22 protein-coding genes are annotated in these 22,592 nt (G+C 44.9%); 11 read left to right on the top strand and 11 right to left on the bottom strand.

Features of this window, described 5'->3' with window-relative positions:
* Positions 1-11: 11 nt before the first annotated feature.
* The 3 genes from QE390_RS12085 to QE390_RS12095 form a co-directional block, all read right to left on the bottom strand.
* Complete coding sequence (locus tag QE390_RS12085) at positions 12-398, bottom strand: response regulator (protein ID WP_106636218.1); 387 nt, start codon at positions 396-398, stop codon at positions 12-14.
* A 132-nt stretch (positions 399-530) separates the two neighbouring features.
* Positions 531-959: a peptidylprolyl isomerase gene (locus QE390_RS12090; protein ID WP_106636219.1), complete on the bottom strand. Its 429-nt coding sequence runs from the start codon at positions 957-959 to the stop codon at positions 531-533.
* Between the two features lie 31 nt (positions 960-990).
* Positions 991-1,128: a hypothetical protein gene (locus QE390_RS12095; protein ID WP_307142324.1), complete on the bottom strand. Its 138-nt coding sequence runs from the start codon at positions 1,126-1,128 to the stop codon at positions 991-993.
* A gap of 53 nt (positions 1,129-1,181) precedes the next feature.
* Between QE390_RS12095 and QE390_RS12100 the strand changes: the two genes are divergently transcribed.
* Complete coding sequence (locus QE390_RS12100) at positions 1,182-2,507, top strand: DUF4876 domain-containing protein (RefSeq protein WP_307142325.1); 1,326 nt, start codon at positions 1,182-1,184, stop codon at positions 2,505-2,507.
* Between the two features lie 739 nt (positions 2,508-3,246).
* Here the strand turns inward: QE390_RS12100 and QE390_RS12105 are convergent.
* Positions 3,247-3,714, bottom strand: coding sequence for a hypothetical protein (locus QE390_RS12105; protein ID WP_307142326.1), 468 nt, complete (start codon positions 3,712-3,714; stop codon positions 3,247-3,249).
* 204 nt (positions 3,715-3,918) lie between these two features.
* Between QE390_RS12105 and QE390_RS12110 the strand changes: the two genes are divergently transcribed.
* Positions 3,919-5,415 (top strand): S41 family peptidase, encoded by a 1,497-nt coding sequence (locus QE390_RS12110; RefSeq protein WP_307142327.1) that lies wholly within the window; start codon positions 3,919-3,921, stop codon positions 5,413-5,415.
* A 66-nt stretch (positions 5,416-5,481) separates the two neighbouring features.
* Here QE390_RS12110 and QE390_RS12115 read toward each other — a convergent pair whose 3' ends face one another.
* The 6 genes from QE390_RS12115 to rplS form a co-directional block, all read right to left on the bottom strand.
* Positions 5,482-6,000: a DUF6702 family protein gene (locus QE390_RS12115; protein ID WP_307142328.1), complete on the bottom strand. Its 519-nt coding sequence runs from the start codon at positions 5,998-6,000 to the stop codon at positions 5,482-5,484.
* Positions 6,001-6,003: 3 nt separating this feature from the next.
* Positions 6,004-7,398, bottom strand: coding sequence for an RIP metalloprotease RseP (gene rseP, locus QE390_RS12120; protein WP_307142329.1), 1,395 nt, complete (start codon positions 7,396-7,398; stop codon positions 6,004-6,006).
* Between the two features lie 268 nt (positions 7,399-7,666).
* Complete coding sequence (gene fucP, locus QE390_RS12125) at positions 7,667-9,022, bottom strand: L-fucose:H+ symporter permease (RefSeq protein WP_307142330.1); 1,356 nt, start codon at positions 9,020-9,022, stop codon at positions 7,667-7,669.
* Between the two features lie 80 nt (positions 9,023-9,102).
* Positions 9,103-9,891: an SDR family oxidoreductase gene (locus QE390_RS12130; protein WP_307142331.1), complete on the bottom strand. Its 789-nt coding sequence runs from the start codon at positions 9,889-9,891 to the stop codon at positions 9,103-9,105.
* A gap of 108 nt (positions 9,892-9,999) precedes the next feature.
* Positions 10,000-10,827, bottom strand: a complete 828-nt coding sequence (locus QE390_RS12135; protein WP_307142332.1) for an amidohydrolase — start codon at positions 10,825-10,827, stop codon at positions 10,000-10,002.
* 134 nt (positions 10,828-10,961) lie between these two features.
* Entirely contained in the window at positions 10,962-11,318 is a 357-nt protein-coding gene (gene rplS / locus QE390_RS12140) for a 50S ribosomal protein L19 (RefSeq protein ID WP_106636230.1), read from the bottom strand.
* Positions 11,319-11,532: 214 nt separating this feature from the next.
* Here rplS and QE390_RS12145 point away from each other — a divergent pair, with 214 nt between their 5' ends.
* The 8 genes from QE390_RS12145 to QE390_RS12180 all read left to right on the top strand — a co-directional run bounded on the left by QE390_RS12145 (position 11,533) and on the right by QE390_RS12180 (position 20,743).
* Entirely contained in the window at positions 11,533-12,210 is a 678-nt protein-coding gene (locus QE390_RS12145) for a head GIN domain-containing protein (protein WP_106636231.1), read from the top strand.
* A 232-nt stretch (positions 12,211-12,442) separates the two neighbouring features.
* Positions 12,443-12,679: an acyl carrier protein gene (locus QE390_RS12150; protein WP_106636232.1), complete on the top strand. Its 237-nt coding sequence runs from the start codon at positions 12,443-12,445 to the stop codon at positions 12,677-12,679.
* 172 nt (positions 12,680-12,851) lie between these two features.
* Positions 12,852-14,099: a beta-ketoacyl-ACP synthase II gene (fabF, locus tag QE390_RS12155; RefSeq protein ID WP_106636233.1), complete on the top strand. Its 1,248-nt coding sequence runs from the start codon at positions 12,852-12,854 to the stop codon at positions 14,097-14,099.
* Between the two features lie 53 nt (positions 14,100-14,152).
* Positions 14,153-14,932 carry a ribonuclease III gene (rnc, locus tag QE390_RS12160; protein WP_232793647.1) on the top strand — a complete coding sequence of 260 codons (780 nt, stop codon included), beginning with the start codon at positions 14,153-14,155 and terminating at the stop codon, positions 14,930-14,932.
* 75 nt (positions 14,933-15,007) lie between these two features.
* On the top strand, positions 15,008-15,484 hold the full coding sequence (locus QE390_RS12165; protein WP_106636234.1) for a DUF456 domain-containing protein: 477 nt from the start codon (positions 15,008-15,010) through the stop codon (positions 15,482-15,484).
* Between the two features lie 94 nt (positions 15,485-15,578).
* Positions 15,579-16,553, top strand: coding sequence for a porphobilinogen synthase (gene hemB, locus QE390_RS12170; RefSeq protein WP_106636383.1), 975 nt, complete (start codon positions 15,579-15,581; stop codon positions 16,551-16,553).
* A 305-nt stretch (positions 16,554-16,858) separates the two neighbouring features.
* Entirely contained in the window at positions 16,859-19,345 is a 2,487-nt protein-coding gene (locus tag QE390_RS12175; protein WP_307142333.1) for a DUF3857 domain-containing protein, read from the top strand.
* Positions 19,346-19,372: 27 nt separating this feature from the next.
* Positions 19,373-20,743: a dihydroorotase gene (locus tag QE390_RS12180; protein ID WP_307142334.1), complete on the top strand. Its 1,371-nt coding sequence runs from the start codon at positions 19,373-19,375 to the stop codon at positions 20,741-20,743.
* 126 nt (positions 20,744-20,869) lie between these two features.
* Here QE390_RS12180 and QE390_RS12185 read toward each other — a convergent pair whose 3' ends face one another.
* Complete coding sequence (locus tag QE390_RS12185; protein ID WP_106636237.1) at positions 20,870-21,097, bottom strand: hypothetical protein; 228 nt, start codon at positions 21,095-21,097, stop codon at positions 20,870-20,872.
* 69 nt (positions 21,098-21,166) lie between these two features.
* Between QE390_RS12185 and QE390_RS12190 the strand changes: the two genes are divergently transcribed.
* Positions 21,167-22,576, top strand: coding sequence for a BatD family protein (locus QE390_RS12190; RefSeq protein ID WP_307142335.1), 1,410 nt, complete (start codon positions 21,167-21,169; stop codon positions 22,574-22,576).
* The last annotated feature ends 16 nt before the right edge of the window (positions 22,577-22,592 follow it).

Consider the following 22,592-nt stretch of genomic DNA (forward strand, 5'->3'; position numbering starts at 1 on the left):
TGCTTGACCAATCAGGCTTTCCAGCAGGAACTAATAGAAGTTAATACTTCATTCAGCCGATTAAAATTGTCAGGTTTGGTGAGGAAATCATCAGCCCCCAGGCGAGCCGCCTTTTCCCGATCCCGCTCATGGTCGGAAGTGGTTAAGATAATGGCTGGAATATGTTTCCATTTTTCTTTAAGAATCGCCAGGGTTTCAAAGCCATTCATCCGAGGCATATTCAAATCCAGAAAAATCAGAGTGGGTTGCTCGCTAGTGGGAAGTTTTTCCAGGTGATGAATCAAATCTTCGCCATTCGTAAAAAGCGTAAGCTCGCAGTCTGCGTCAGGGTTTATACCCTGGGTTGCGAAGAAACGGTCATCTTCATCGTCGTCCGCCAAAAAAACGCGTTGTTTCATAGACTTTACTTAGGGGGCAAAAAAAGGGCCTACTAATTTACGAAAAACGCGGAAGGAAGAGAAGGCCTGAAACAAAAAAATAGCGGAAGCTTTTATTTTCCGCTATTTTCTGTTCCAGAACTGAGATAGGAATTAGTTAATCCCTACTAATTCAATTTCAAAAACCAGATCCTGCCCAGCCAAAGGGTGGTTGGCATCTACTGAAATTTTATCATCAGCAACGCTGGTTACGGTTACAGGAACAACCTGACCTTCGCCATCTGCGTGCATATTGAGTTGCATACCTACTTCAAAAGGAATGTCTTTGGGAAGGTCACTGCGGTTAAACTCAAAAACCAGATTATCATCAGAAGGGCCATAGGCTTCAGCCACAGGAATGTGAACGGTTTTCTTTTCGCCCACCTGCATTCCGGTGATACCTGAATCGAAACCGGCGATAACCATACCGCTACCCAGCGTGAATTCAAGGGGGTCGCGACCTTCAGAAGAATCGAAAACAACACCGCTGGTGAGTTTACCTGTGTAGTGAACGCGAACCTTGTCGCCAGATTGAGCTGCCATGAGACTAGTAATTAGGGTTTGTATAAAAAAATCAGCCGAAGATGTGCATAATCATGCCCAGTTCAAGCCTGTTGTTGTTTTCTTTTCTATAAAAAAGCTTTTCCAGCCAGGGTAACCATAACGCTGTCCAGGCTAGAGGAACGGGGCAAAGGTAGAGGTAAATTTTCATTCCGGCCTTTTGTGATTACTTTTGAGGACCGTAGAAAGTATGAACCGCCTTCCATGAAAATCAGAAAATACGCCTTATTAAGCCTGTTGATTCTGGGCCTGGGTGCCTTCCTAACCTCCTGTAAATTAACCCTGGACCCGGCTTTGGACGCTACGGATGTGCAAATTCAGATCGAGCTGGAAGAAAGTCTGAAAAATGCGGGCCTATCTCCGGTAAATACGCAGGTATTACTTCAGGACCGGAATGCCGGACAGCAGTGGATGGCCACAACGGATGCTTCGGGGAGAGTCACCTTTCCGGGAGTAGTAGGCGGGGTGTATTCGGTCATTGCCCGGCGACTTGTTCAAATGCAGGAATATTCAAGTTATACGGGCATTCCCGTTGATCAGGACGTGGTGCTGATAGATTCGTTGATCAACGTAAATTTTACCGCCAGTAACACGATTCCGACAAGGCTTACGCTGAAAGTAAATCCGATGGGGAACTGGGTTATTAAGCAAGTCTATTACGCGGGGTCAGACACCCTGAATGGAGCTGGAATTCGGGACCAGTTCATTGAAATTTATAATAACTCGAACGCCGAATTATACGCTGACAGTTTGTGTGTGGGCTTATTGCAAGGGGTGCGAAGCCGGAGTATTTCGTCTGAGTTTCTGGTAGCCGAAACCGGGCAGTATGACTGGAGTAAATCCTTGAATATCCCAGCTGCTTGGAGAGATAAGGCTAATACCGATTATGTCTACGCTCATACGTTAGTGATGATTCCGGGAAATGGTAGTCAGTATCCCGTCAAGCCCGGAGAAAGTATCATTATTGCTCAAAATGCTCAAAATCATAAAACGGGTTATGTGGGTCGGGACGGAAAAATGATCCCCACCAAAACCGCAGGCCTGACGGTAGATCTAAGTCAGGCAAATTTTGAATTTTACCGGGGTATTCGTCCTTCTGACGTGGATAATCCAGCCGTTCCTAATGTTGCTATCATCAATGCCAATGCCAGCGATTTGGAAATGGCTCCGCAGGGACTGGATGCGGTGGTGATTTTCAAAGCTCCCCAAAACCTTCTGGAGTGGCCCCGAATACCACTGCCTACGGTTCAGACGATTACGGTTAATACACTCTACAATTTCCAGATTCCTACTACTTATCTGATTGATGTCGTGGAGCTACAGCCTTCGTCAACCCAAACGTATCCCCGAAAGGTACCCGTCCGCCTGGATGCTTCTTATAAGTACGTTCCCGGCGGAGCGTATTCTTCACAATCCATTATTCGAAAAACGGTGAAAACCATTAATACCCGGCGAATACTGGCTACTACCGCAAATTCACAAACTGATTTTGGTTACTTCGAAAGAGCCCAGCCTCGTGGGTTTCAATAGGTAAGTCCATTTTATATTGATCATCAGCGTCTGTCATTCAGAGCGAAGCGAAGAATCTTATGACCTTTTTCGAGCTGGTTAGGTCATGCGGTAACTTGACTAAACTAGCCCCATTCTACCCAAGTCTCTTGTTGCGTTCGGAAACCCCCATCCGCAGTCGCTCGGCTCTAGCCGAGTGACTACCTAGCTCTAGGCCTCTGGCCGGTAGACTGCGAACCAGTAGGGGATCTGAGAATAATTTTTCCCCAATCAAAACAGACTTGCTAACATCGGCCAGAGGCCTGCCAGGCTACAGCGTCACTCGGCTAGAGCCGAGCGACTGCGAGGGAATCTTATGACCTTTTTCGAGTTGGTTGGGTCATGCAAAAACTTGACTAAACTAGCCCCGCCCCATTCTACCCAAGTCTCTTGTTGCGTTCGGAAACCCCCATCCGCAGTCGCTCGGCTCTAGCCGAGTGACTAGCTAGCTCTAGGCCTCTGGCCGGTAGAGGGCGAACCAGTAGGGGATCAGTCAACAATTTTTCCCCAATCAAAACAGACTTGCTAACACTGGCCAGAGACCTACCAGACTAGAGCGTCACTCGGCTAGAGCCGAGCGACTGCGAGGGACTGGACCAACAAAAGAAACGCCACTGGTGCGAGATTCCCTCTCGTTCCCACCATACGGCAGTTTCCCGCCGCTCGGCTCCAGCCGAGTGACTACGATATTTCAAACCTCATCAAACTAATTCAAACCCACTCAAACTTCCTCAGCAACGGGCAGTAACTCGGGCAGCTGAACGTTTTTAAGCAACTCTTCTTCGAGCAAATCCGCCCAGGTTTTCATATATAAAACCACATCTTCCCGAACGTTATGCCGCATCTGATTTCTCCGTTCCAGAGGAATCAGGGCTTTGATTTTAGGGTCAGAGAGCCGTTCCAGGTGCTGGAGATCAGAGGTGGTTAAGCCATGATTTAATAAATCTGCAATTAACAGATCCATGGGTAATCCGCTGGTGGGGCAGTATTCTTCTATTTGTTCCCGCCAGTCTCCCCGGCCTTGTAAAGCAAATTCGTGAATATCCGCTTTGGTTAGCTGAGTTAATTCCTGAGCGAGGTTACCGCAGTTGCAGCAACCCATGTGCCCCCACATATAAGGAGAACCCTGCTGAAGTTTCTGAGCTGTCCGGCGAAGAGCCGTTAGTAAGCGAAGCGATGCATTGGCCATAGTGCGTTGCTGAAAGTGACTTTAATAAAATTAACAAATGCCCGGAATTATATTGCTGAAAATGGGTTACTTTTTGTAAATTCAAAAGGAATTTATTCAATATTGGGGACTTCCTGTTACCTTGTCTACCAGGAAAATACAATAGTTGAATCAGGGAACGTTACTAAATCATACCTACGGTTTTCTGAAGTATCATTAGGGTGTATGAAAAATATCTTCTGGCTATTTCTTATTCTGCTCAGCATTTCAGCCTGTTCCCGAAGAGCCTATGCTCCGCAACGAACTTTTGAAGTAAGTCAACTTCAAAAAGACCTGAAGATTATGCGGAAAGGACTCGAGTCGGGACATCCGGGTTTGTATTGGTATACCCCCAAAGCCCAGTTGGATTCGGCTTTTGACGCTACTGCTCAGGCCATCACGCAACCCATGACGGAAGCAGATTTTCGTCGACTGCTGGATCCGCTGATTGAAATGGTGCACTGCGGGCATACAACCGTTCGGGGTTCTAAAGGCTTCGAACGCTGGCGGAAGCACCATACGCCAAACGACTTTCCCCTGAGTGTTTTCGAGGTAGACAACCGAATTTTTATCTCCTCGAATATGAGTAATCAGCCGGAGCTTTATAAAGGCAAAGAAATCGTGAAAATCGAAGGCCGTCCGGCATTAGATACCTACCACTCGTTGCGGAAAATCGTGATTTCGGATGGATATAACCAAACGTTTAAGAATACGACTATTCTTAACAATTTCCCGATGTATTACCGCTACTGGTACGGTGAAAAAGATAAATATGAGGTAACTATTCTGGACTCGCTGAAGCAGGAGAAAAGTTATTTCGTAGCGTTAAAGAAAAACGAGAAAAAGGTTAGACCTGCGAACATTCCACTCACACCCACCACGCCCGTTACGGGGCAGGTGCGGCCTCCTGAGCCTGCCATGATTCGAATATACGGCAGCAAGAATGCCACATTATCGATTTCCAAACGCGATTCCAGTCTGGCCTTGCTGGACCTGAACACGTTTAGTATGGGTAATTACCGCAAACTATACCGGAAGTTATTCCGTGAAATTGAGCGGAATCACATTCAGCATCTGGTTCTTGATTTACGTAACAACGGGGGAGGCAAAGTAGCCGCCAGTAACCTGCTGATGCGGTATCTGATGCAGGAGCCGTTTCAGGCTTACCGATCCGTAGAAAGTTTACCGATTAAAAAAGAGTACAATCGTTACACCAATGAGCGGATTGCCCGAATGATCCTGATGAAGGTAATTTGCAAAAAAATGGACGATGGGCGGCTCGTTATTCGCAGTGCCACGAGAGTGCAAAAGCCTAAGAAAAAACACGGTTTTCACGGCGATTTATACATCCTTACCAATGGAGGCTCATTCTCTGCTTCTTCTATAACCACGGCCAATCTTCAATTCTGGAAACGGGCCGTAGTTATCGGACGAGAAACAGGCGGGGGGCGTAACGGCTGTACGGCCTGGGCCATTCCTTACATGACCTTACCCGAAAGTCAGGTTCGTATTCGGATCCCACTTTTTAAGGCTCTAACTGCGGTAACAGATACTAACCAAGGTCGGGGCGTGATGCCTGATTACCCGGTCGCTTTCACTTCGATGGATTTCATGGGTAACCTTGATCCAGATCTGGAGAAAGTCTATGAGCTGATCCAGAAGACTACACTGGTAAAGAAATAGGATTCTATAAAAAGAAAACGCCTCATTCAATTAATGAATGAGGCGTTTTCTTTTTATAGAATGAAGCTACTCAATTACCCGAACGAGCACTTTTTCATTGAATAGAAAATACTTCTTATCGCCGTTAAAATTCAGATTAACGATGTTCTGCTGATCATCGAAAACGTCGGTTAAGGCCGATTGCTGAAGTTTACAACCTTTGATCGGATCGCTGAAGGGCATTTCGATGAATACCCAGGTGGCATCCATTTCATTCTGCTTGCCAACGTACTGATAAGGTTTGATAGCTCCCGCTGCGTTGGTAAACTTGTAATGTTTCCGAACGTAGGCTTCAACTAACTTGTCGTTCGCATCTTTATCCAGAATACGAATTTTTGGGCCTTTATTACCCCGATTCAAAGCCGTTTCCAGATCGTCGGTAAAGAGCTTGATCTCTACTTCAAAAGCTTTGTTTTTCGGATTATAACGCATTTCAGTCAGGCTATTATGAAAATCATGCTTGCCCGAATCAAAAGCGGTAATCCCCGAAAACCCAATGACCAGCAGGGAATAAATCAGCCAACGGTTTAGCTTACTCACCATCATCTATTACTTAAACAGGTCATTTCCGACAGCAAATACCATTAACCCTAACAGCAGGATGGTACCGATTTGCTGAGCACGTTCAAGGAATTTCTCGGAAGGAGCCCGGCGGAAAATCATTTCATACAACAGGAAGATAACATGGCCCCCGTCAAGAGCCGGAATGGGTAAAGCATTCATGAAGGCCAGAGCCATGGAAAGCAAACCCGTTACCGTCCAGAAGTGATTCCAGTCCCAGATTTCTCCGTAAAGTTTACTAATACCCACCGGACCGCTAATGGCGTCGCTGGCGGCTACTTCACCTTTAAAGATTTTACCAAAGCCTTTTACATTTTTTGCTACTACATCAAAGGCATCATACGTACCTGCTGCCACGGACTGACCGAAGTTGTAGTCTTCGTGAGCAGGTTTCTGCAAAGGAGTGCGGTTTAGGTATAATAACAGCTTTCCTTCGGGGGTAACTTTAGGCTTCAGCGTTTGAGTTTTACCTTTTCGGTTAACCACGACGTCCACTACTTTACCTTTATTAGCCGCCAGAGCGTCCGAAAATTCGTGGTAATACTTGATGGGTGTGCCGTTAATGGAGAGAATTTTATCACCCTCCTTAAACCCTGCTTCGAAAGCTGGGAAGCTCTGTTCTTTTTTACCCAGAATGCGAGCAAAAAGACCGGGTTTTTCGGGTTCGGCTACGCGGGCTACGTCATCAAGCGTAGCAAAGGTGCTCAGGAAGCGTTCGGGGTTGTTATCGCGGGCCAGTAAACCAGCCAGATCATTACGAACAGGGATGGTTAACTCCTGACCATTGCGGTCGATCGTATAGGTGCTATTGGATTCCAGCAATACCTGGCCCACTACATCCTGCCGGAAATCTTTAACGGGCTGACCGTTCACTTTCAGAATTTTATCACCCGTACGAAGGCCAATTTCGCGGGCTAATTCACCAGCCACAATCCCGTTTTTATTTACCTCTGAAACGGGAATATAGTTGTACCCATTCTGGTAGGAAAGGGCTGAGAAAATGATAATCCCCGTAATGATATTCACAATAATACCACCCAGCATTACCAACAAACGTTGCCAGGCGGGTTTAGCCCGGAATTCCCAGGGTTTCGGCTCCGAAGAAAGCTGGGTTGCATCCTGCGTTTCATCCACCATGCCCTCAATCTGCACGTAACCGCCCAGAGGAAACCAGCCAATACCGTATTCGGTATCACCAATTTTCTTTTTCCAGAGAGCAAAGTTTCCGACGTTGGGAAGCGGGAAAAGGAAGTCGAAAAAGATGTAGAATTTATTAACTCTAATTTTGAAGAGCTTGGCAAAGAAGAAGTGTCCAAACTCGTGTAATCCTACCAGTATTGAAAGGCCAAGCAATAATTGCCCTGCCATAATCCATCCACTCATTCGATTTGTTTTGCGTTTTTTTGAGTTGTCAGTGTACGGTTTTCTGTTTTCAATGATCCATTCATGAATCACTAGGTTAACAACGAACCGTACCTGTATATTCTTCTAAATAATCGGTAAACTGAAGACAGTAAACTATTGAGATAACACAAAGATAGGGGGAAAGGATTCTCTTTAAGAAAAATTTAGAGATAAGGAAAGGTATTGAGCAAAAGAAGCCAGAGGGTTCATCTGACTTCTTGGAATAGAGATGTATCTAATTATACGATTAATAATCGGCACGATATCCTTTTACGGCAAAGAATACTACATAAGCAAAACAAACAAAGGGTACCAGCAAGGCTGCTGCTGCTCCAGAAGGGAAAAGTAAGCCAGCGACCAGCGGTAAAACGGCACCGCCTACGATACTCATAATGATCAGTGACGAAGCCATCTTCGCCTCTACGCCCAGGTTTTTAGTTGCCAGTGCAAAGATGGTTGGGAACATAATAGACTGACAAAAATAGGTAAAACTCAGGCAGATAACCGCAACCAGACCACCAGAGAGGGCAGCAATGGCCACAAATGCTACCGCAGCGGCGGAGTAAATCGCCAGCACGCGTTGAGCAGGCATGCGAGCCATGAGGGAAGTGCCTACGAAACGGCCCAGCATGAATAAAACCAGAGCAAAGGACGCGTGAAAACCGGCAATTTGAGTATTGGAAAGCGAAGAAGCATCCAGTCCGCTGATGCTACTGATGATTTTCATCCATCCTTCCGCCAGTACCCAGTGTTTTTCCCGGGAAAAATCAAGTTTAAAGTCTACGAAGTATCCCCATAAAACGGATTGAGCTCCCACATTGGCAAATTGGGCAATGATACCGTATACCAGATGTTTGTGACGGAATAAATGCGTAATGGAAATTTTTCCGGCTGACTTCTCTTCTTCAGCTCCTACTTCCGGCATTTTCACTACGGCAAAAACCAAAGCCACAAAAGCCACAATGGAACCAATGGCCAGATAAGGTCCCTGTACGGAAAGTGCTTCCTGCACCCGGATTGCTTCTACTTCGGCTGCGGGTAGCTTAGCCAGCATTTCGGGGGTGTATTCCGTTTGGGAAAAAATAAAGAGAGCACCAATGATGGGACCAATAATGAGACTAATGCCATTAAAAGACTGCGAGAAATTAAGCCGCCATTCGGAAGTTTCAGGATCTCCCAGAACAGTTACGTAGAGGTTAGCCGCTGTCTCCAGAAATGCAATGCCGCTCGCAATCATGAACAGGGCAAAAAGGAAGAAACCGTACACGCGGGCACTGGCCGCAGGATAAAACAGAAAAGCTCCGGCGGCGTATAAAATCAGGCCCAGAAGGATTCCCTTTTTATAGCCGAACTTTCGCATGACGTAACCTGCGGGCAGAGCCATGAAAAAGTAACCGAGATAAAAAGCAAAGTCAACAATACCGGCCTGAAATCGACTTAAATCCAGGGCAATTTGAAATTGTTTGATCAGTGAGCCATTGAGTGAATTGGCCAGACCCCATAAAAAAAACAAGCTCGTAACGAGAGCCAGAGGTATCAAATAACTGCCGGAAGCAGAGCCATTTTTAATAGTTACTTTTTCAGACGAAGGTCCAAGTGCCATGAAAATTAGGATTAGAGGAGGTATAAAATGATTAATAGGGTTGAGCTAAATGAAATAGATGAATCGAATTCATCTGAGTATTAGGCATTAGCCAGAGCTCTATCCAGGTGAACATAACCACCATCGACGTGAATAAGCTGTCCCGTCGTATGGCTGGATTTTTCCGAAAGCAGAAACGCGACGGTATTCCCTAATTCTTCGGTAGTCGTCATGCGTTGCTCGAAGGGAATGGTACGGGTAATTTCTTTCAGCTTTTCTTCGGGATTAGGCAAGCCGTTAATCCAGCGTTCGTAAAGAGGCGTCCAGCTTTCCGCCACAATGACGGCATTGACCCGGATGCTGTATTTTAGTAACTCCACAGCCCATTCGCGGGTTAAGGCATTCCGACCGCCATTGGCAGCGGCATAGGCCGAAGTACCACCCTGACCCGTTTCTGCCGTTTTGGAGCCAATGTTAACAATAGCTCCCTTGGATTCTTTCAAGGCAGGGAGGGCGTGTTTGGCCATCAGGAAATAATGAATGACGTTTTTATGAAGTGAGGCAACGAAGTCTTCGTAGGTGCCATTTTCCAGTCCTACGCCATCATTGACCCCGGCATTATTAACCAGTCCGTCAATTCTTCCGAATCTATCCAGCGTTTGCTGAACGGCTTTTTCGCAGGAAGAAGGCTGCGTTAATTCAGCAGGCACCTGAAAAGCCTGTCCGCCTGCGGCTTCAATTTCGGCGACGGCTTTCAGATTATCAGCCTCACTACGCCCTACAATCACGGGAATGGCCCCCTCAGAGGCTAATACTTTACTAATGCCTTCGCCAATGCCTTTGGCACCGCCCGTAACGATAATGACTTTATTGGTAAGGTTTAGATTCATTAGAGAATGCTTTTGATCTTGCTAGTTGAGTACGTCAAATCTCCGGTCAAAATTTCATTAAACCTCAATTTCTTTCCTAAAGAAGATCAAAAGCATAGAATGATAACCTTATAAACTATAAAAATCTTTAGCATTACCGCCCCAGAACTTCTCCTGTTCGTAACTGGATAAAGAGCCCGTATACTCCTGTAATACCTGCACCCAGCGTTCGTAAGAAGAAGCCACCAGGCACACGGGCCAGTCGGAGCCAAACATAACCCGCTCGGGACCGAATGCTTCAAAAACTACGTCCAGATAGGGCCGTAACTGTTCGGGAGTCCATTGCTCCCAGTCGGCTTCCGTTACCAGACCCGATACTTTACAGCAGACGTTTTCGCGTTTAGCCAGGCTTTGAATATCTGCCGCCCATTTTTCAATTTCACCCGCTTTCACGTAAGGTTTTGCCAAATGGTCGACCACAAAAAGCTGATGGGGTAAACGGGTAACAAACTCGCGGGCGGTAGGTAAGTGCCTAGGATAGATGAGAATGTCGTAGGTATATCCGTACGTTTCTAGAGCTCTGATTCCGTCCATGAATTCCATACGAAGCAGAAAGAGATCATCCGGCTCCCCCTGAACAATATGACGGAATCCTTTTAATTTGGGAAATTGCCTGAAGTATTCCAGGCGTTCGCTCACGAGTTCAGAACGAAGATCTACCCAGCCGACTACTCCTTTAATGAAGTCATTTTGCTCGGCCAACTGAATTAAGAAATCCGTCTCAATTTCAGACTGACTCGCTTGTACGGCCACGCATCCATCGATGTTATTTTGTTGAAGAACGGGCTGCAAATCATTCGGTAAAAAATTCCGGCGAATGGGCTCCATGTCGGAAGTAATCCAGGCGTCGCGTACAGGATCAAACACCCAGAAATGCTGATGCGAATCAATTTTCATCCGTAGAAATTAGCTGAATAGTGGGGTAAAGCAATATGATTTAAGGTAAAAGTACAATCAAAAACTGATAAATTAGAAAAAAACAAAGGCCGTCCCGAAAGAGACAGCCTTTATGAAAACCCGTAAGAAGGTTCTTATTTCTTCTTTTCCTTGATCTTCGCAGCTTTACCTTGTTTGCCACGCAGATAGTAGATACGTGAACGACGAACTAAACCGTGACGTACTACTTCGATTTTGTCGATGTTAGGAGAAAGAACAGGGAAAATCCGCTCTACACCAACGCCGTTAGATACTTTACGAACGGTAAACGTTTCACCGTTTGTACCTGAGTTTTTGCGTTGGATCACCGTACCGGTGAAAACCTGAATACGCTCTTTGTTACCTTCACGAATTTTAACGTGAACATTAAGGGTATCACCAGATTTGAAATCGGGGATGTCGTTCCGGCGAGCTGAATTGTCAGCTTCAACCAGTTTGATCAGATCACTCATGACCTCTGTAAGAGTTTTGTTAAAATGGTCTAACTCATTGATAGATCGGCAACATCGAATCCCACAGGTCGAGCGGTTGCCGAAATGAGCCGCAAAAATACGGTAATTTTCTGGGACTGCAAGAGTTTTATTTTATTTAATCACCTGTGCAACAGTTTTTTCCAAAGTATCATCCTTGAGTTTTGTAACGAGCATTTATCAAACCTTTTCAATAATGAAAAAGAACCTTTTAACCGGACTTATCCTGATTAGCAGCCTTGGAGCCTCTGCTCAGGCCAGCAAAACCTTTAATGTTAGTAATTTCGACCAACTGGATTTAGGTTCTGCCTTCATTATCGATGTACATCCCGGTAAATTCAAGGTAGAAGTAGAAGGGCAGGAAAGTGACATTAATGATCTGGAGGCGAAAGTAAGCAATGGGAAATTACGCATTCGGTATAACGATTCTGACCGTTACTCCAATCGGAAACGGGTGGAGGTGCACATTACCATGCCGGCTTTGAAAGGCGTAAGTTTTAGTGGTGCGTCGCGTTCATCCATAACGGGTTTTGGAGCCGAAAACCAAATGAGTGTCGATATTTCCGGAGCCTCTCAGGCCAGCATTGAAGTGAAAGCCAAAACGTTGGATGTAGATGTATCTGGAGCCTCGAATGTAACCCTGACGGGCAACACTCAAAAATTTCAGGGAAATATATCAGGAGCTTCGTCTTTTAAAGCGGAAGGGCTCGAAGTGAGCCAGGCTACTATCGATGTGTCGGGAGCCAGTAATGCTCGCCTTTACGTAAAAGAAAAATTATCAGCCGAAGCCAGTGGGGCCAGTCGGGTGCGTTACCGGGGAAATCCGAGCGTAAATGCCAATACATCAGGGGCTAGTTCGGTGAGAAATGAATAATTTTTCAAATTTTAAACAATATTCCAAAAGTTGCATTCAACCAAAGTTTGAGGAGGTAAAGAATTAGATTGTCCTTAAAAATGAGGTGAATAAGCCCCTTAAAAATGATTTAAGTGTGGTTTTTCCTGATCGAACATTGGAGAATAAAGCTTTGCCAAAAAAATTATGTTTGACAATCTGACATCAAGTCAGTTTCTTTGCGACGTTTTTTGAACCAAATCACTCAAACACAATGTCAGAAATCGCAGCTAAAGTCAAGCAGATTATCGTTGACAAATTGGGCGTAGAAGAATCTGAAGTTACTCCAGAGGCTAGCTTCACGAACGATCTTGGAGCTGACTCGCTCGATACCGTGGAACTCATCATGGAATTTGAAAAAGAATTCAATGTGTCTATTCCCGATGATCAGGCTGAAACGATCACTACGGTCGGTCAGGCTGTTACCTATCTTGAAGAACACGCCAAGTAAGTAACATCTATCTGCGGTGCTAATTTGAAAAAGGGCATATTTATGTCCCTTTTCGGATTAGCACATTTTTTTGATTTTGTGGCTCAGGTTTTTTCTTGTTTACTTGTAGGTTCTATGTACCCGTCGTAAACAGGTAAAAACAACCTGACCTGATTACCAAAAACTTTAAACTATGCAATTAAAGCGAGTTGTTGTCACTGGACTAGGAGCTCTTACCCCCATAGGAAATACGGTAGAGGAATACTGGGATGGCCTGATTAACGGGGTCAGCGGTGCCGATACGATTACTCGATTCGATGCCACCCGTTTCCGTACAAAGTTTGCCTGTGAGGTTAAAAACTTTGACGTACAGGCACACATTCCTCGCCAGGAAGCCCGTAAGATGGACTGGTTTACCCAGTATGCAGTGGTTACCGCTGATGAAGCCATCAAAGATGCGGCTTTCGATAAAGAACAAGTAGACCTGGACCGCATTGGTGTGATCTGGGGTGCTGGTATTGGTGGATTAAAAACGTTTGAAGAAGAAGTGCTGAACTTTGGCGGTGGCGATGGATCTCCCCGCTTCAATCCGTTCTTTATTCCTAAAATGATCGCTGATAGCTCAGCGGGTCTGATTTCCATTCGTCATGGGTTCCGTGGCCCTACTTACGTTACTGTTTCTGCCTGTGCTTCTTCAGGAAATGCCCTGATTGACGCGTTTAATTATATCCGTTTGGGTAAAATGGATATTTGCGTATCAGGGGGTTCGGAAGCCGCCGTTACGCAGGCGGGTGTAGGTGGATTTAACGCTCTGAAGGCACTTTCGGAACGGAATGACGATCCTAAAACAGCTTCCCGTCCTTACGATAAAGGCCGTGAGGGTTTCGTATTAGGCGAAGGTGGGGCGGCTCTTATTCTGGAAGAATACGAGCATGCTAAAGCCCGTGGAGCTAAAATTTATTGCGAAATTATGGGTGGTGGCATGTCTTCGGACGCTTACCACATTACGGCTCCTCATCCCGAAGGACGCGGGGCTTATATGTGTATGAAACTGGCTCTGGAAGATGCAGAATTGCCTCTGGAAGCGGTGGATTATATCAACACCCATGGTACGTCAACGCCGATTGGTGATCCTCAGGAACTAAAAGCCATTGAGCGTCTGTTTGGCGAGCATGCATCGAAGCTGAATATCAGCTCAACGAAGTCGATGACGGGCCACCTGTTGGGAGGTGCTGCTGCGATTGAAGCCGTAGCGGCTATTTTGGCCATCAAAAACCAGCTTGTGCCTCCAACGATCAACCATTTTGAGGATGATCCGGAAATTAATCCTAACTTGAACCTCACGTTCAATAAGGCACAAGCTCGTAAAGTAGACGTTGCGATTAGCAATACGTTTGGCTTTGGTGGACACAACACTTGCGTTGTATTTAAGAAAATATAGTCGGGAGAGCCGTAGGCTTTTGGCATACGGCTCTTCTCATAAATTTTGATCCTGTGCTGCTACCGTTACCGCTGCTTGTTTCAACGGTCTTTGACCCACTGACCCAACTTTTCAGATCTAAATCCGACAAGGAGAAAAAGCTGAAGCAGGCGGTAGCTACGCTTATTGGAACCCGACCGTCTAATGTGGAGCTATATCGGCTCGCCTTTATGCATACCTCGGCTAGCAAAGCCGTGGCGGGTAAGGATCTGAGACTATCCAATGAGCGACTGGAATACTTGGGTGACGCCGTGCTGGGCATGGTTGTGGCTGAGTATCTTTTCAAAAAGTATCCCTACAAAGACGAAGGTTTTCTGACGGAAATTCGCTCACGAATCGTAAACCGGGAGTCACTGAACCTGGTGGCTCGCAAACTGGGGCTTGATACCTTGGTGGAATACGACCCCAATCGACGGACGGTACTGGCTCGCACGTCTATGTATGGCGATGCACTGGAAGCCTTTGTTGGAGCTATTTATCTGGATAAGGGATTTCCTTTCACCAAGAAATTTATCCTCAAGCGTTTGTTATCTAGTTATTTTGATCTGGATAAAGTCGTTGAGACGAACATTAACTACAAGTCCCAGATCATTGAATGGGCTCAACGCGAAGGACGCGAGCTTCGGTTTGACGTTACCGAAAAAGGTTCGGCCCGTCATAAAGAGTTTATCGCGGAGCTAGTGGTAGATAACGAAGTTTTCGCCACCGGAACGGGCTTTAACAAGAAAAAGGCTGAGCAATCGGCTTCTGAAAAAGCGGTTGAGAAACTCAATCTGGCCAAACCGGTGAGTTAATTGGTATTGATTTTTAGCAAAGCTGCCTTAGTTAGGCAGCTTTTTTTATATGAAATCTCAGCACCTCTATCACCTATGGAAATCTTGTTAGTGATCCTCGGGATCATTGCTTTGCTGGTCGGATTAGCCGGAGCCGTCTTACCTTTACCCGGCCCACCGTTAAGCTATCTGGGTTTATTATTATTGCACTGGTCCGGTCGGGTTACGTTCTCCACGACCACCCTGGTTGTTTTAGGAGTCTTTACAGCCATCGTTGCAGTGCTGGATTACCTCGTACCTATTTGGGGAGTAAAGAAATTTGGCGGAACAACCCGGGGAGCCTGGGGCACGACTATCGGCTTGCTGGTTGGATTAATCTTACCCATTCCCGGCGGGATTTTCGTAGGAGCCTTTGTTGGAGCTTTCGTGGGAGAAATCTTCGGCGGGATGGCCTCTGGTCGAGCCATGCGAGCGGCTTTTGGTTCTTTTCTGGGCTTCATGGCAGGGATATTCATGAAAGTGCTACTCTGCTTGGTAATGATTGGTTATGCCATCGCGGGCATTTGGAAGTAAAGAATTAGCCTTCCAACGAATTCAAATTTTCTATCCTGACCAAAGGCAAGCTACCGTACCTTTGTGGAAGTTTTCACGCTTACATTTCATAGCCATGCATATATTACGTCGCCCTCGTCGGTTGAGAACCAGTGCAGCCGTGCGGGCTTTAGTGGAAGAAACTACGGTTTCAGTAAATGATTTAATTCTACCCGTTTTCGTGGTGGAAGGAACAAACGTAAAGCGAGAAGTAGCCTCCATGCCGGGAGTATATCGGCATTCGCTGGATAACCTGCTGGACGAAATTGGTCGCTGCCAGGATTTGGGAATTAAAGCTTTTGACCTGTTTCCCGGACTGGATGAGTCCAAAAAAGATAAAACGGCAAGCGAGAGCTGGCGGGAAGGCAGTATGTACCTCGAAGCCATTCATGCCGTCAAGAGTAAATATCCTGAGGTAGTGGTTATGACCGACGTAGCTATGGACCCTTACAGCTCTGATGGTCACGACGGTTACGTTGAGAACGGAGAAATTCTCAACGATGAAACGCTGGAATATCTGGGCAAAATGGGTATCGCCCAGGCCCAGGCGGGTGCAGATATTCTGGGGCCCTCGGACATGATGGATGGTCGGGTAGGTTACCTGCGGGAAAAGCTGGATGACGCGGGCTTTACCAAAGTAGCTATTATGTCGTACACGGCTAAGTATGCTTCAGCTTTATACAGCCCCTTCCGCGATGCTCTGGAGTCCGCTCCGAAGTTCGGGGATAAGAAAACGTATCAGATGAATCCGGCGAACATTAAGGAAGCGTTGATTGAGGCTGAGCTGGATTTTGCGGAAGGTGCCGATTACCTCATGGTAAAGCCTGCCATGTTATACCTCGACATCATCAAAATGCTGAACGATAACTTCGCTTTACCGATTGCGGCCTATAATATTTCCGGTGAATACTCCATGATTAAAGCAGCCGCTCAGAAAGGCTGGATTGATGGCGACCGGGTGATGCTGGAAACGCTTACCTCCATCAAAAGAGCCGGAGCTAAAATTATTCTTACGTATTTTGCGAAAGAATTTGCTGAGCTAAGTCGATAAGATACCTATTGATAAATAAAAAAGACCGCACGTAATCTTTACGTGCGGTCTTTTTTATTTATCAATAATCAAAGTGTATAAAATCATACTAAAGTTGAATACATAAATTTTATAAAGGGGTTTAATGAAAAGAATTAACTTTACATACGTATCCATTGTATTTTGAATAATTCTGAACAAGTACTCATTGTTCTGGCTCTATGCGTGTTTCTTTACTTCTCCTCGTTATCTGTCTGATTTCTCTTTCAGAAAGTGTTTTTGCAACTGTTCCTCAATTAAAGAAATCTGTAAAACCTACTTGGATTTTGCCTTTACCCAAAAGTAATCAGCAGGTGAATCTTCGGCAGGTTCAATATGGATATTATATCAAGCTTTGGGAAACACAAACGCAGGTTGAAGAAAAAACAACTTATTATCAGGAAATTAGAGCTATTCTTTCAGAAGAAGGTGTACAAAATGGATCAGAAGTTTCCATTGAAGTTAACCCCTCTTATGAAAGTTTAATTTTCCATGAAATAAAAGTAAAAAGAGGTAGTGAATTACAAGACCGTCTGGATCTAAAAGCGTTTAAATTAATTCAGGAAGAATCTCAGCGGGATCAGTTTATTTACCGAGGTACTTATACGGCCAGTCTTACCCTAAATGATATACGAAAAGGGGACGAAATAATTATTTCTTATAGCCTAAAAGGACGCAATCCGATCTTTGGAGATCGTTACTTTAATGAAATGTATTTCTATACTTATTCCCCCTTTGGGCAGATTTTTAAAAGTCTGATACATTCCTCTAAACGTGACCTCCAGTTCAAGCGATTTAATAATGCTCCGGCAGCTCATAAAGAAATAAAAGGAGGTCAGGTCTCGTATAGCTGGAATCTGGATAAACCTGCTGTGCTGGAAAATGAAAAAAATACGCCGAGTTGGTATAACAATCTACCCTTTTGGCAGATCACGGAGTATAAGTCCTGGGAAGATGTGGTAAACTGGGAGCTAAGCATTCTACCCTCAATGGGTCAGTTACCTGCTGAGTTGTTGAAAAAAGTAGAAAGCTGGAAAGCTCAGTCATCAGGTAATTCAGTTTATTTGCTGGAATTGGCCACGCGTTTTATTCAGAACGAGATTCGGTATACGGGTATTGAGATTGGAGAATATTCGCACCGTCCTCATGTTCCGTCTGAAGTATTTCGGAAGAGATTAGGAGATTGTAAAGACAAATCATTATTGCTGGTAACCTTACTGCGAAGTGCTGGGATAGAAGCAGCTATTGTGGATGTAGATACTTATTATGGAAAAAACCTGAATCAGTATTTACCTTCTCCAGGGGTCTTTAATCACGTTATTGTCTGGGCTAAAATTGGTGAGGAAGTTTACTGGATTGACCCGACAATTTCTCATCAGAAAGGCTCGATTAAAGCTAACTATATTCCTGATTACGGTAAAGTTCTCGTTATTAAGACAGGCGAAAAATCGCTTCAGACCACTCCGGTTGTACCCGGGGGAAATGTTACTGTCGAGGAAGACTATTACCTTGGTTCAAGGAATAGTAAAGGTCGTTTATTCGTAAAATCTACTTATTGGGGCCGGGCAGCCGACCAAATGCGAGCGAATCTTGCCCAAAAAAGTATGAATGAGCTAGAGAAAGACTATAGGGATTATTATCAGAATATGTATCAGGGCGTATCCATAGAAATGAAAGATTCCCTGCGTTTTGATGAACATAAAACTGAAAATAAAATTACGGTTTATGAAGAATATGTTCTGGAGAAAGTCTGGAAACTGGCAGATTCTTCGGAACGCTTATTTACGACTTCGGTTATAGCGGACCAGATTCGAAATGTTTTTTATGAAATGCCTGATAAACCCCGTAAAAACCCCTTTGCCTGGAACTATCCCAATCAGATGGATTATGTAGTGAAAGTACATTTTCCGGAAGAATGGAGCCTTGAACCATCTCATTTGACACTCAATAGAGATGCTTATCAGCTTCATTACGAAGGAAGTTATAAAAGTTTGGGGTCTATATTTACCATGTCTTTTAAATATACTGCTAAAAAAGATTTTATCGAAGCAGGAAAATTAAACGAGTACGTTAAAGATCGAAATGATTTAGTTAATGTAAGCGGTTACGAGTTTACCTGGTATCCTGAATTAGGTCAGTCTGATCTTGGTAGCAGGGCAAAATATTATATCGGGTTACTGATTCTTCTTGGTATTGCTTTAGCTGTTAGATTAATTCGCCTACACCGTTCCCGTTCACTTCCAATTGACGAATACCGAATCAATTCTCCGGAAAAAATTGGGGGTTGGTTGGTTTTACCAATGCTGTCGTTAATAATAAGTCCACTTTTACTTATCATTACTATATGCGGTATCGTTACTCCTGAAATCTGGGCAGCGATGGACGTTTTACCTAATTCGGGAATTTTAAAACTGACTATATTACTGGAGCAAATCGCTAATGTTTTCCTTTTGGAGTGGACTATTCTGTGTCTGATTCAATTTTTTCAACGGAGAAATACGCTTCCTCATTACATTATCATTCTTTATGGTAGTAATCTGCTTCTTTGCTGTTTTGATGTGATGATCACAGAGTTTTTGATGCCAGCAACTACTAATGGTAAAGAAAGCTACAATGATCTTTTAAGAGCCATCCTTATCGCTGCCGTATGGATCCCTTATTTCTTACGGTCAACGCGGGTCAAACGGACATTTGTTTTTCCCTATCAGTATATACCTTCGTTAGAAAATGTAAAGAACTCGCTGGAGCAGGAAGGAAGCGATGTAAATTTGTAGCACTCTACTACTTAAATACATTTTGCATTGAACTCCATTCTTCTTCTTAATACTCGACTCGTCAATGAGGGCCAAATCCGGGAAGCGGATGTTTTTATCAAAGACGGTTTTATTGAAAAAATCGGCTCGGGTTTGTCTGGGCTCTCGGCAGATCAGGTCATTGATGCCCAGGGAAAATACCTTCTTCCGGGAGTTATCGACGATCAGGTGCACTTTCGTGAACCTGGATTAACCCACAAAGCTACCATTCGTTCGGAAGCCAGAGCGGCAGTTTCGGGTGGGGTAACAAGCTTTATGGAAATGCCCAATACTGTTCCGAATGCCCTTACGCAGGAATTGCTAGCCGATAAATACGCTATCGCGAAGGCTACGTCACTGGCGAATTATTCCTTCTTCATGGGAGCTTCCAATGATAATTACGAGGAAGTCATGAAAACGGACCCTACTCAGGTATGTGGACTGAAGATTTTCATGGGTTCTTCTACGGGTAACATGCTCGTGGATAGTCGTCCCGTTCTGGAGAAGTTATTTGCCAATGCCCCTTACCTGATCGCTACGCACTGCGAAGATGAAGCTACGATTCGAGCGAATGTAGCCGCTTACAAAGAAAAATACGGCGACGACGCTCCGGCTCGGGTGCATCCTGAAATCAGGAACGAAGAGGCTTGTTATAAGTCAAGCTCGATGGCGGTTGAGTTAGCCAAAAAATACAATACTCGCCTGCACATTCTTCACTTGACAACGGGGGAGGAAACGGAGCTTTTTGAGAAAGGTTACTACGGCTACACCGATGCTACGAGTAACGAACGGAAGAGCCAGAAGCGTATAACTTCAGAAGTTTGCGTGCATCACCTCTGGTTCGATGCCCGCGATTACGAGCGACTGGGTAATCAGATTAAATGTAACCCCGCCGTCAAAGCGGATGGTCACAAACAACGTTTATTACAGGCTTTGCTGGACGACCGCATCGACGTCATTGCGACGGATCACGCTCCGCATACCTGGGAGGAAAAGCAGCAATCTTACTGGCAGGCTCCCTCGGGTTTACCGCTCGTTCAGCACCCTTTATTGATGATGCTGGAATTCTACAAGGACGGAAAAATTTCCCTGGAAAAAATCGCCCAGAAAATGGCACACGCGGTGGCTGATTGTTTCCGAATTGATAAACGGGGGTACATCCGGGAAGGGTATTGGGCGGATCTGGTGCTGGTAGATCTGGATCGTCCGAATCTGGTTACGAAAGATAGCCTGCATTTTCAGTGTGGCTGGTCTCCGCTGGAGGGATATACCCTGCGTTCGGCTGTAACGCATACCATTGTATCCGGTCACTTGGCCTATGCGGATGGAAACTTCTACGAAAGCAAACAGGGTAAGCGTATGACCTTCGCGGCTCTGTAATACTTTCAAAAAGAAAAGTGAAGAATGATATTATTCAATATCCTGAATATAAATACGTTATCCAGGTAACAAAAATCCTCACCGGAATTCCGGTGAGGATTTTGGCATCCCTAAAATCATCACAAACTATTCTTGAGCGAGCTTCAGGCGACGGAAACGAACCGTAGCGAAGCATCGGCGTAAAATACGGTAGTATATTTTTCCAAACAGTGAATAACACCACAGTTTGAGTTCTTTCACCTGAGCCGGAACAAGTTGGCGTAAGGCTTTGCGGAGTTCTTTTTCAAATAGCTTTGCGTCGAAACTGACTTTCTGAAGAATGATCTTAATATATTCTAATAAGGTAATAGACATGACGATGCGGTGGTTTAAGGTTAAATCAATGACAATTAAGCCAAAGTTTTTAGGCCTATCTTTGTAACGATGAAGCCTCAACAAATATATTTAATTATAATAATTTTTTATTGTTCTTTTTCAAGAATTTTTGTTTTTGCCCAGCAAAACAATATTCGCATTGAATTAGGGGCCTCTTCGGTGCCTTTAGGTAAGCCCTACACGATTTCTGTAGTCATTACCGGTAGCGAAGATCGCGAATATGATCGCTTCCCAGATATCATTGGCATGAGTCGCAGGGGCACTACTACAACCACTTCAACAACGACTGTTGGCAATCGTTCTGAGATAGTACAACGAATCACTCAAAATTATATTCCAAACCAACCCGGAAATTATGTAGTCACGCCATTTACAATGAATGTGAATGGACAAAGCGTGCAATCAATGGGTGGAATTGTCATTGTGACCGATGCCATTGTCAAAGAGGCAGACTTGGAAGAGGAAGAAGAGGTCGTTGAACCTATGCTTCCTGACGCCAAAGCTTCGGCCTTTCTCTTGCTGAGTGCCAATCGTAATCAGGTATATACAGGCGAAGGATTTAACTTGAGTCTGGGATTTTTTGTTGCGGATGATAACCCTTTAGAAATGGATTTTTATGCTCTTAACTTACAATTAGGAGCTATTCTTAAGCAAATTCGTCCGGCGAACTGTTGGGAAGAAAATTTTGGTATTCGCGGAGAACCCCAAATTTTTGAGACAACCATTAAGGGCCGTAAATACACGGAGTATCGCCTGTTTCAGGCCGTCTATTTTCCGCTTAATACGGAAAGGATCCGGTTCCCATCGGTCAGTTTGAAAATGATTGTGAAGAATGAAAAAGCGGGAAAACAGGAGTTTCTAACCTTTTCAAGTAAGCCCATTTTTATTCAACCCATTGCCTTACCGAAAGACCCGCAGCAAAACCAGGCTGTGACTGGGGATTATACCGTTCGGGATGAGCTCAGTACTCAGGTGGTACAAACGGGCAAAAGCGTTCAATATAAAATCATCATCAGCGGAACGGGTAACCTAACGCCAATTCTAATTCCAACGCCCGAAAACGATAATTTTTTCGATTTTTATCCACCCTCCATCCAGCAGTCCGTTGTCCGTCGGCGGGGGCGGGTCAGTGGTGAGAAAACATTTACCTTTCAGATCATTCCCAAACAGGCCGGAAACTTCCCATTAAGCACGTATTTTCGCTGGATATTTTTCAACCCCCGTACGAAAGCGTACCAAAGGTGGAAATCAGACCTGGTTCTGAAAACGCAGGGAGAGCGGGTAACCAACACTGATACCGACGGCCTGGCTGGCACCATTTTCAGTAACCTGGAAAATGTGGATAGTACAAAACCGTTTGTCAATGTTCAGGCGACAATTATGAGTCTGGCGAACGGCTTGCTAGCAATCATGGTTTTAGGGATGGCCTATATTTTCGTACGAAGTAGACGGGGCTAACGCCTCCTTTTAATAG

This window comes from Siphonobacter sp. SORGH_AS_1065, assembly GCF_030818595.1.
In the GTDB taxonomy this organism is placed as follows: domain Bacteria; phylum Bacteroidota; class Bacteroidia; order Cytophagales; family Spirosomataceae; genus Siphonobacter.

Excerpts from the sequence above, each read along its gene's own strand:
- QE390_RS12090 (WP_106636219.1), bottom strand. The coding sequence starts at position 959 with ATGGCAGCTCAATCTGGCGACAAGGTTCGCGTTCACTACACAGGTAAA.
- QE390_RS12105 (WP_307142326.1), bottom strand. The coding sequence starts at position 3,714 with ATGGCCAATGCATCGCTTCGCTTACTAACGGCTCTTCGCCGGACAGCT.
- fabF (WP_106636233.1), top strand. The coding sequence starts at position 12,852 with ATGCAATTAAAGCGAGTTGTTGTCACTGGACTAGGAGCTCTTACCCCC.
- QE390_RS12185 (WP_106636237.1), bottom strand. The coding sequence starts at position 21,097 with ATGTCTATTACCTTATTAGAATATATTAAGATCATTCTTCAGAAAGTC.
- hemB (WP_106636383.1), top strand. The coding sequence starts at position 15,579 with ATGCATATATTACGTCGCCCTCGTCGGTTGAGAACCAGTGCAGCCGTG.
- QE390_RS12100 (WP_307142325.1), top strand. The coding sequence starts at position 1,182 with ATGAAAATCAGAAAATACGCCTTATTAAGCCTGTTGATTCTGGGCCTG.
- QE390_RS12135 (WP_307142332.1), bottom strand. The coding sequence starts at position 10,827 with ATGAAAATTGATTCGCATCAGCATTTCTGGGTGTTTGATCCTGTACGC.
- rseP (WP_307142329.1), bottom strand. The coding sequence starts at position 7,398 with ATGAGTGGATGGATTATGGCAGGGCAATTATTGCTTGGCCTTTCAATA.
- QE390_RS12150 (WP_106636232.1), top strand. The coding sequence starts at position 12,443 with ATGTCAGAAATCGCAGCTAAAGTCAAGCAGATTATCGTTGACAAATTG.
- QE390_RS12085 (WP_106636218.1), bottom strand. The coding sequence starts at position 398 with ATGAAACAACGCGTTTTTTTGGCGGACGACGATGAAGATGACCGTTTC.
- QE390_RS12190 (WP_307142335.1), top strand. The coding sequence starts at position 21,167 with ATGAAGCCTCAACAAATATATTTAATTATAATAATTTTTTATTGTTCT.
- rplS (WP_106636230.1), bottom strand. The coding sequence starts at position 11,318 with ATGAGTGATCTGATCAAACTGGTTGAAGCTGACAATTCAGCTCGCCGG.
- QE390_RS12130 (WP_307142331.1), bottom strand. The coding sequence starts at position 9,891 with ATGAATCTAAACCTTACCAATAAAGTCATTATCGTTACGGGCGGTGCC.
- QE390_RS12095 (WP_307142324.1), bottom strand. The coding sequence starts at position 1,128 with ATGAAAATTTACCTCTACCTTTGCCCCGTTCCTCTAGCCTGGACAGCG.
- fucP (WP_307142330.1), bottom strand. The coding sequence starts at position 9,022 with ATGGCACTTGGACCTTCGTCTGAAAAAGTAACTATTAAAAATGGCTCT.
- QE390_RS12145 (WP_106636231.1), top strand. The coding sequence starts at position 11,533 with ATGAAAAAGAACCTTTTAACCGGACTTATCCTGATTAGCAGCCTTGGA.
- QE390_RS12115 (WP_307142328.1), bottom strand. The coding sequence starts at position 6,000 with ATGATGGTGAGTAAGCTAAACCGTTGGCTGATTTATTCCCTGCTGGTC.
- QE390_RS12110 (WP_307142327.1), top strand. The coding sequence starts at position 3,919 with ATGAAAAATATCTTCTGGCTATTTCTTATTCTGCTCAGCATTTCAGCC.
- QE390_RS12165 (WP_106636234.1), top strand. The coding sequence starts at position 15,008 with ATGGAAATCTTGTTAGTGATCCTCGGGATCATTGCTTTGCTGGTCGGA.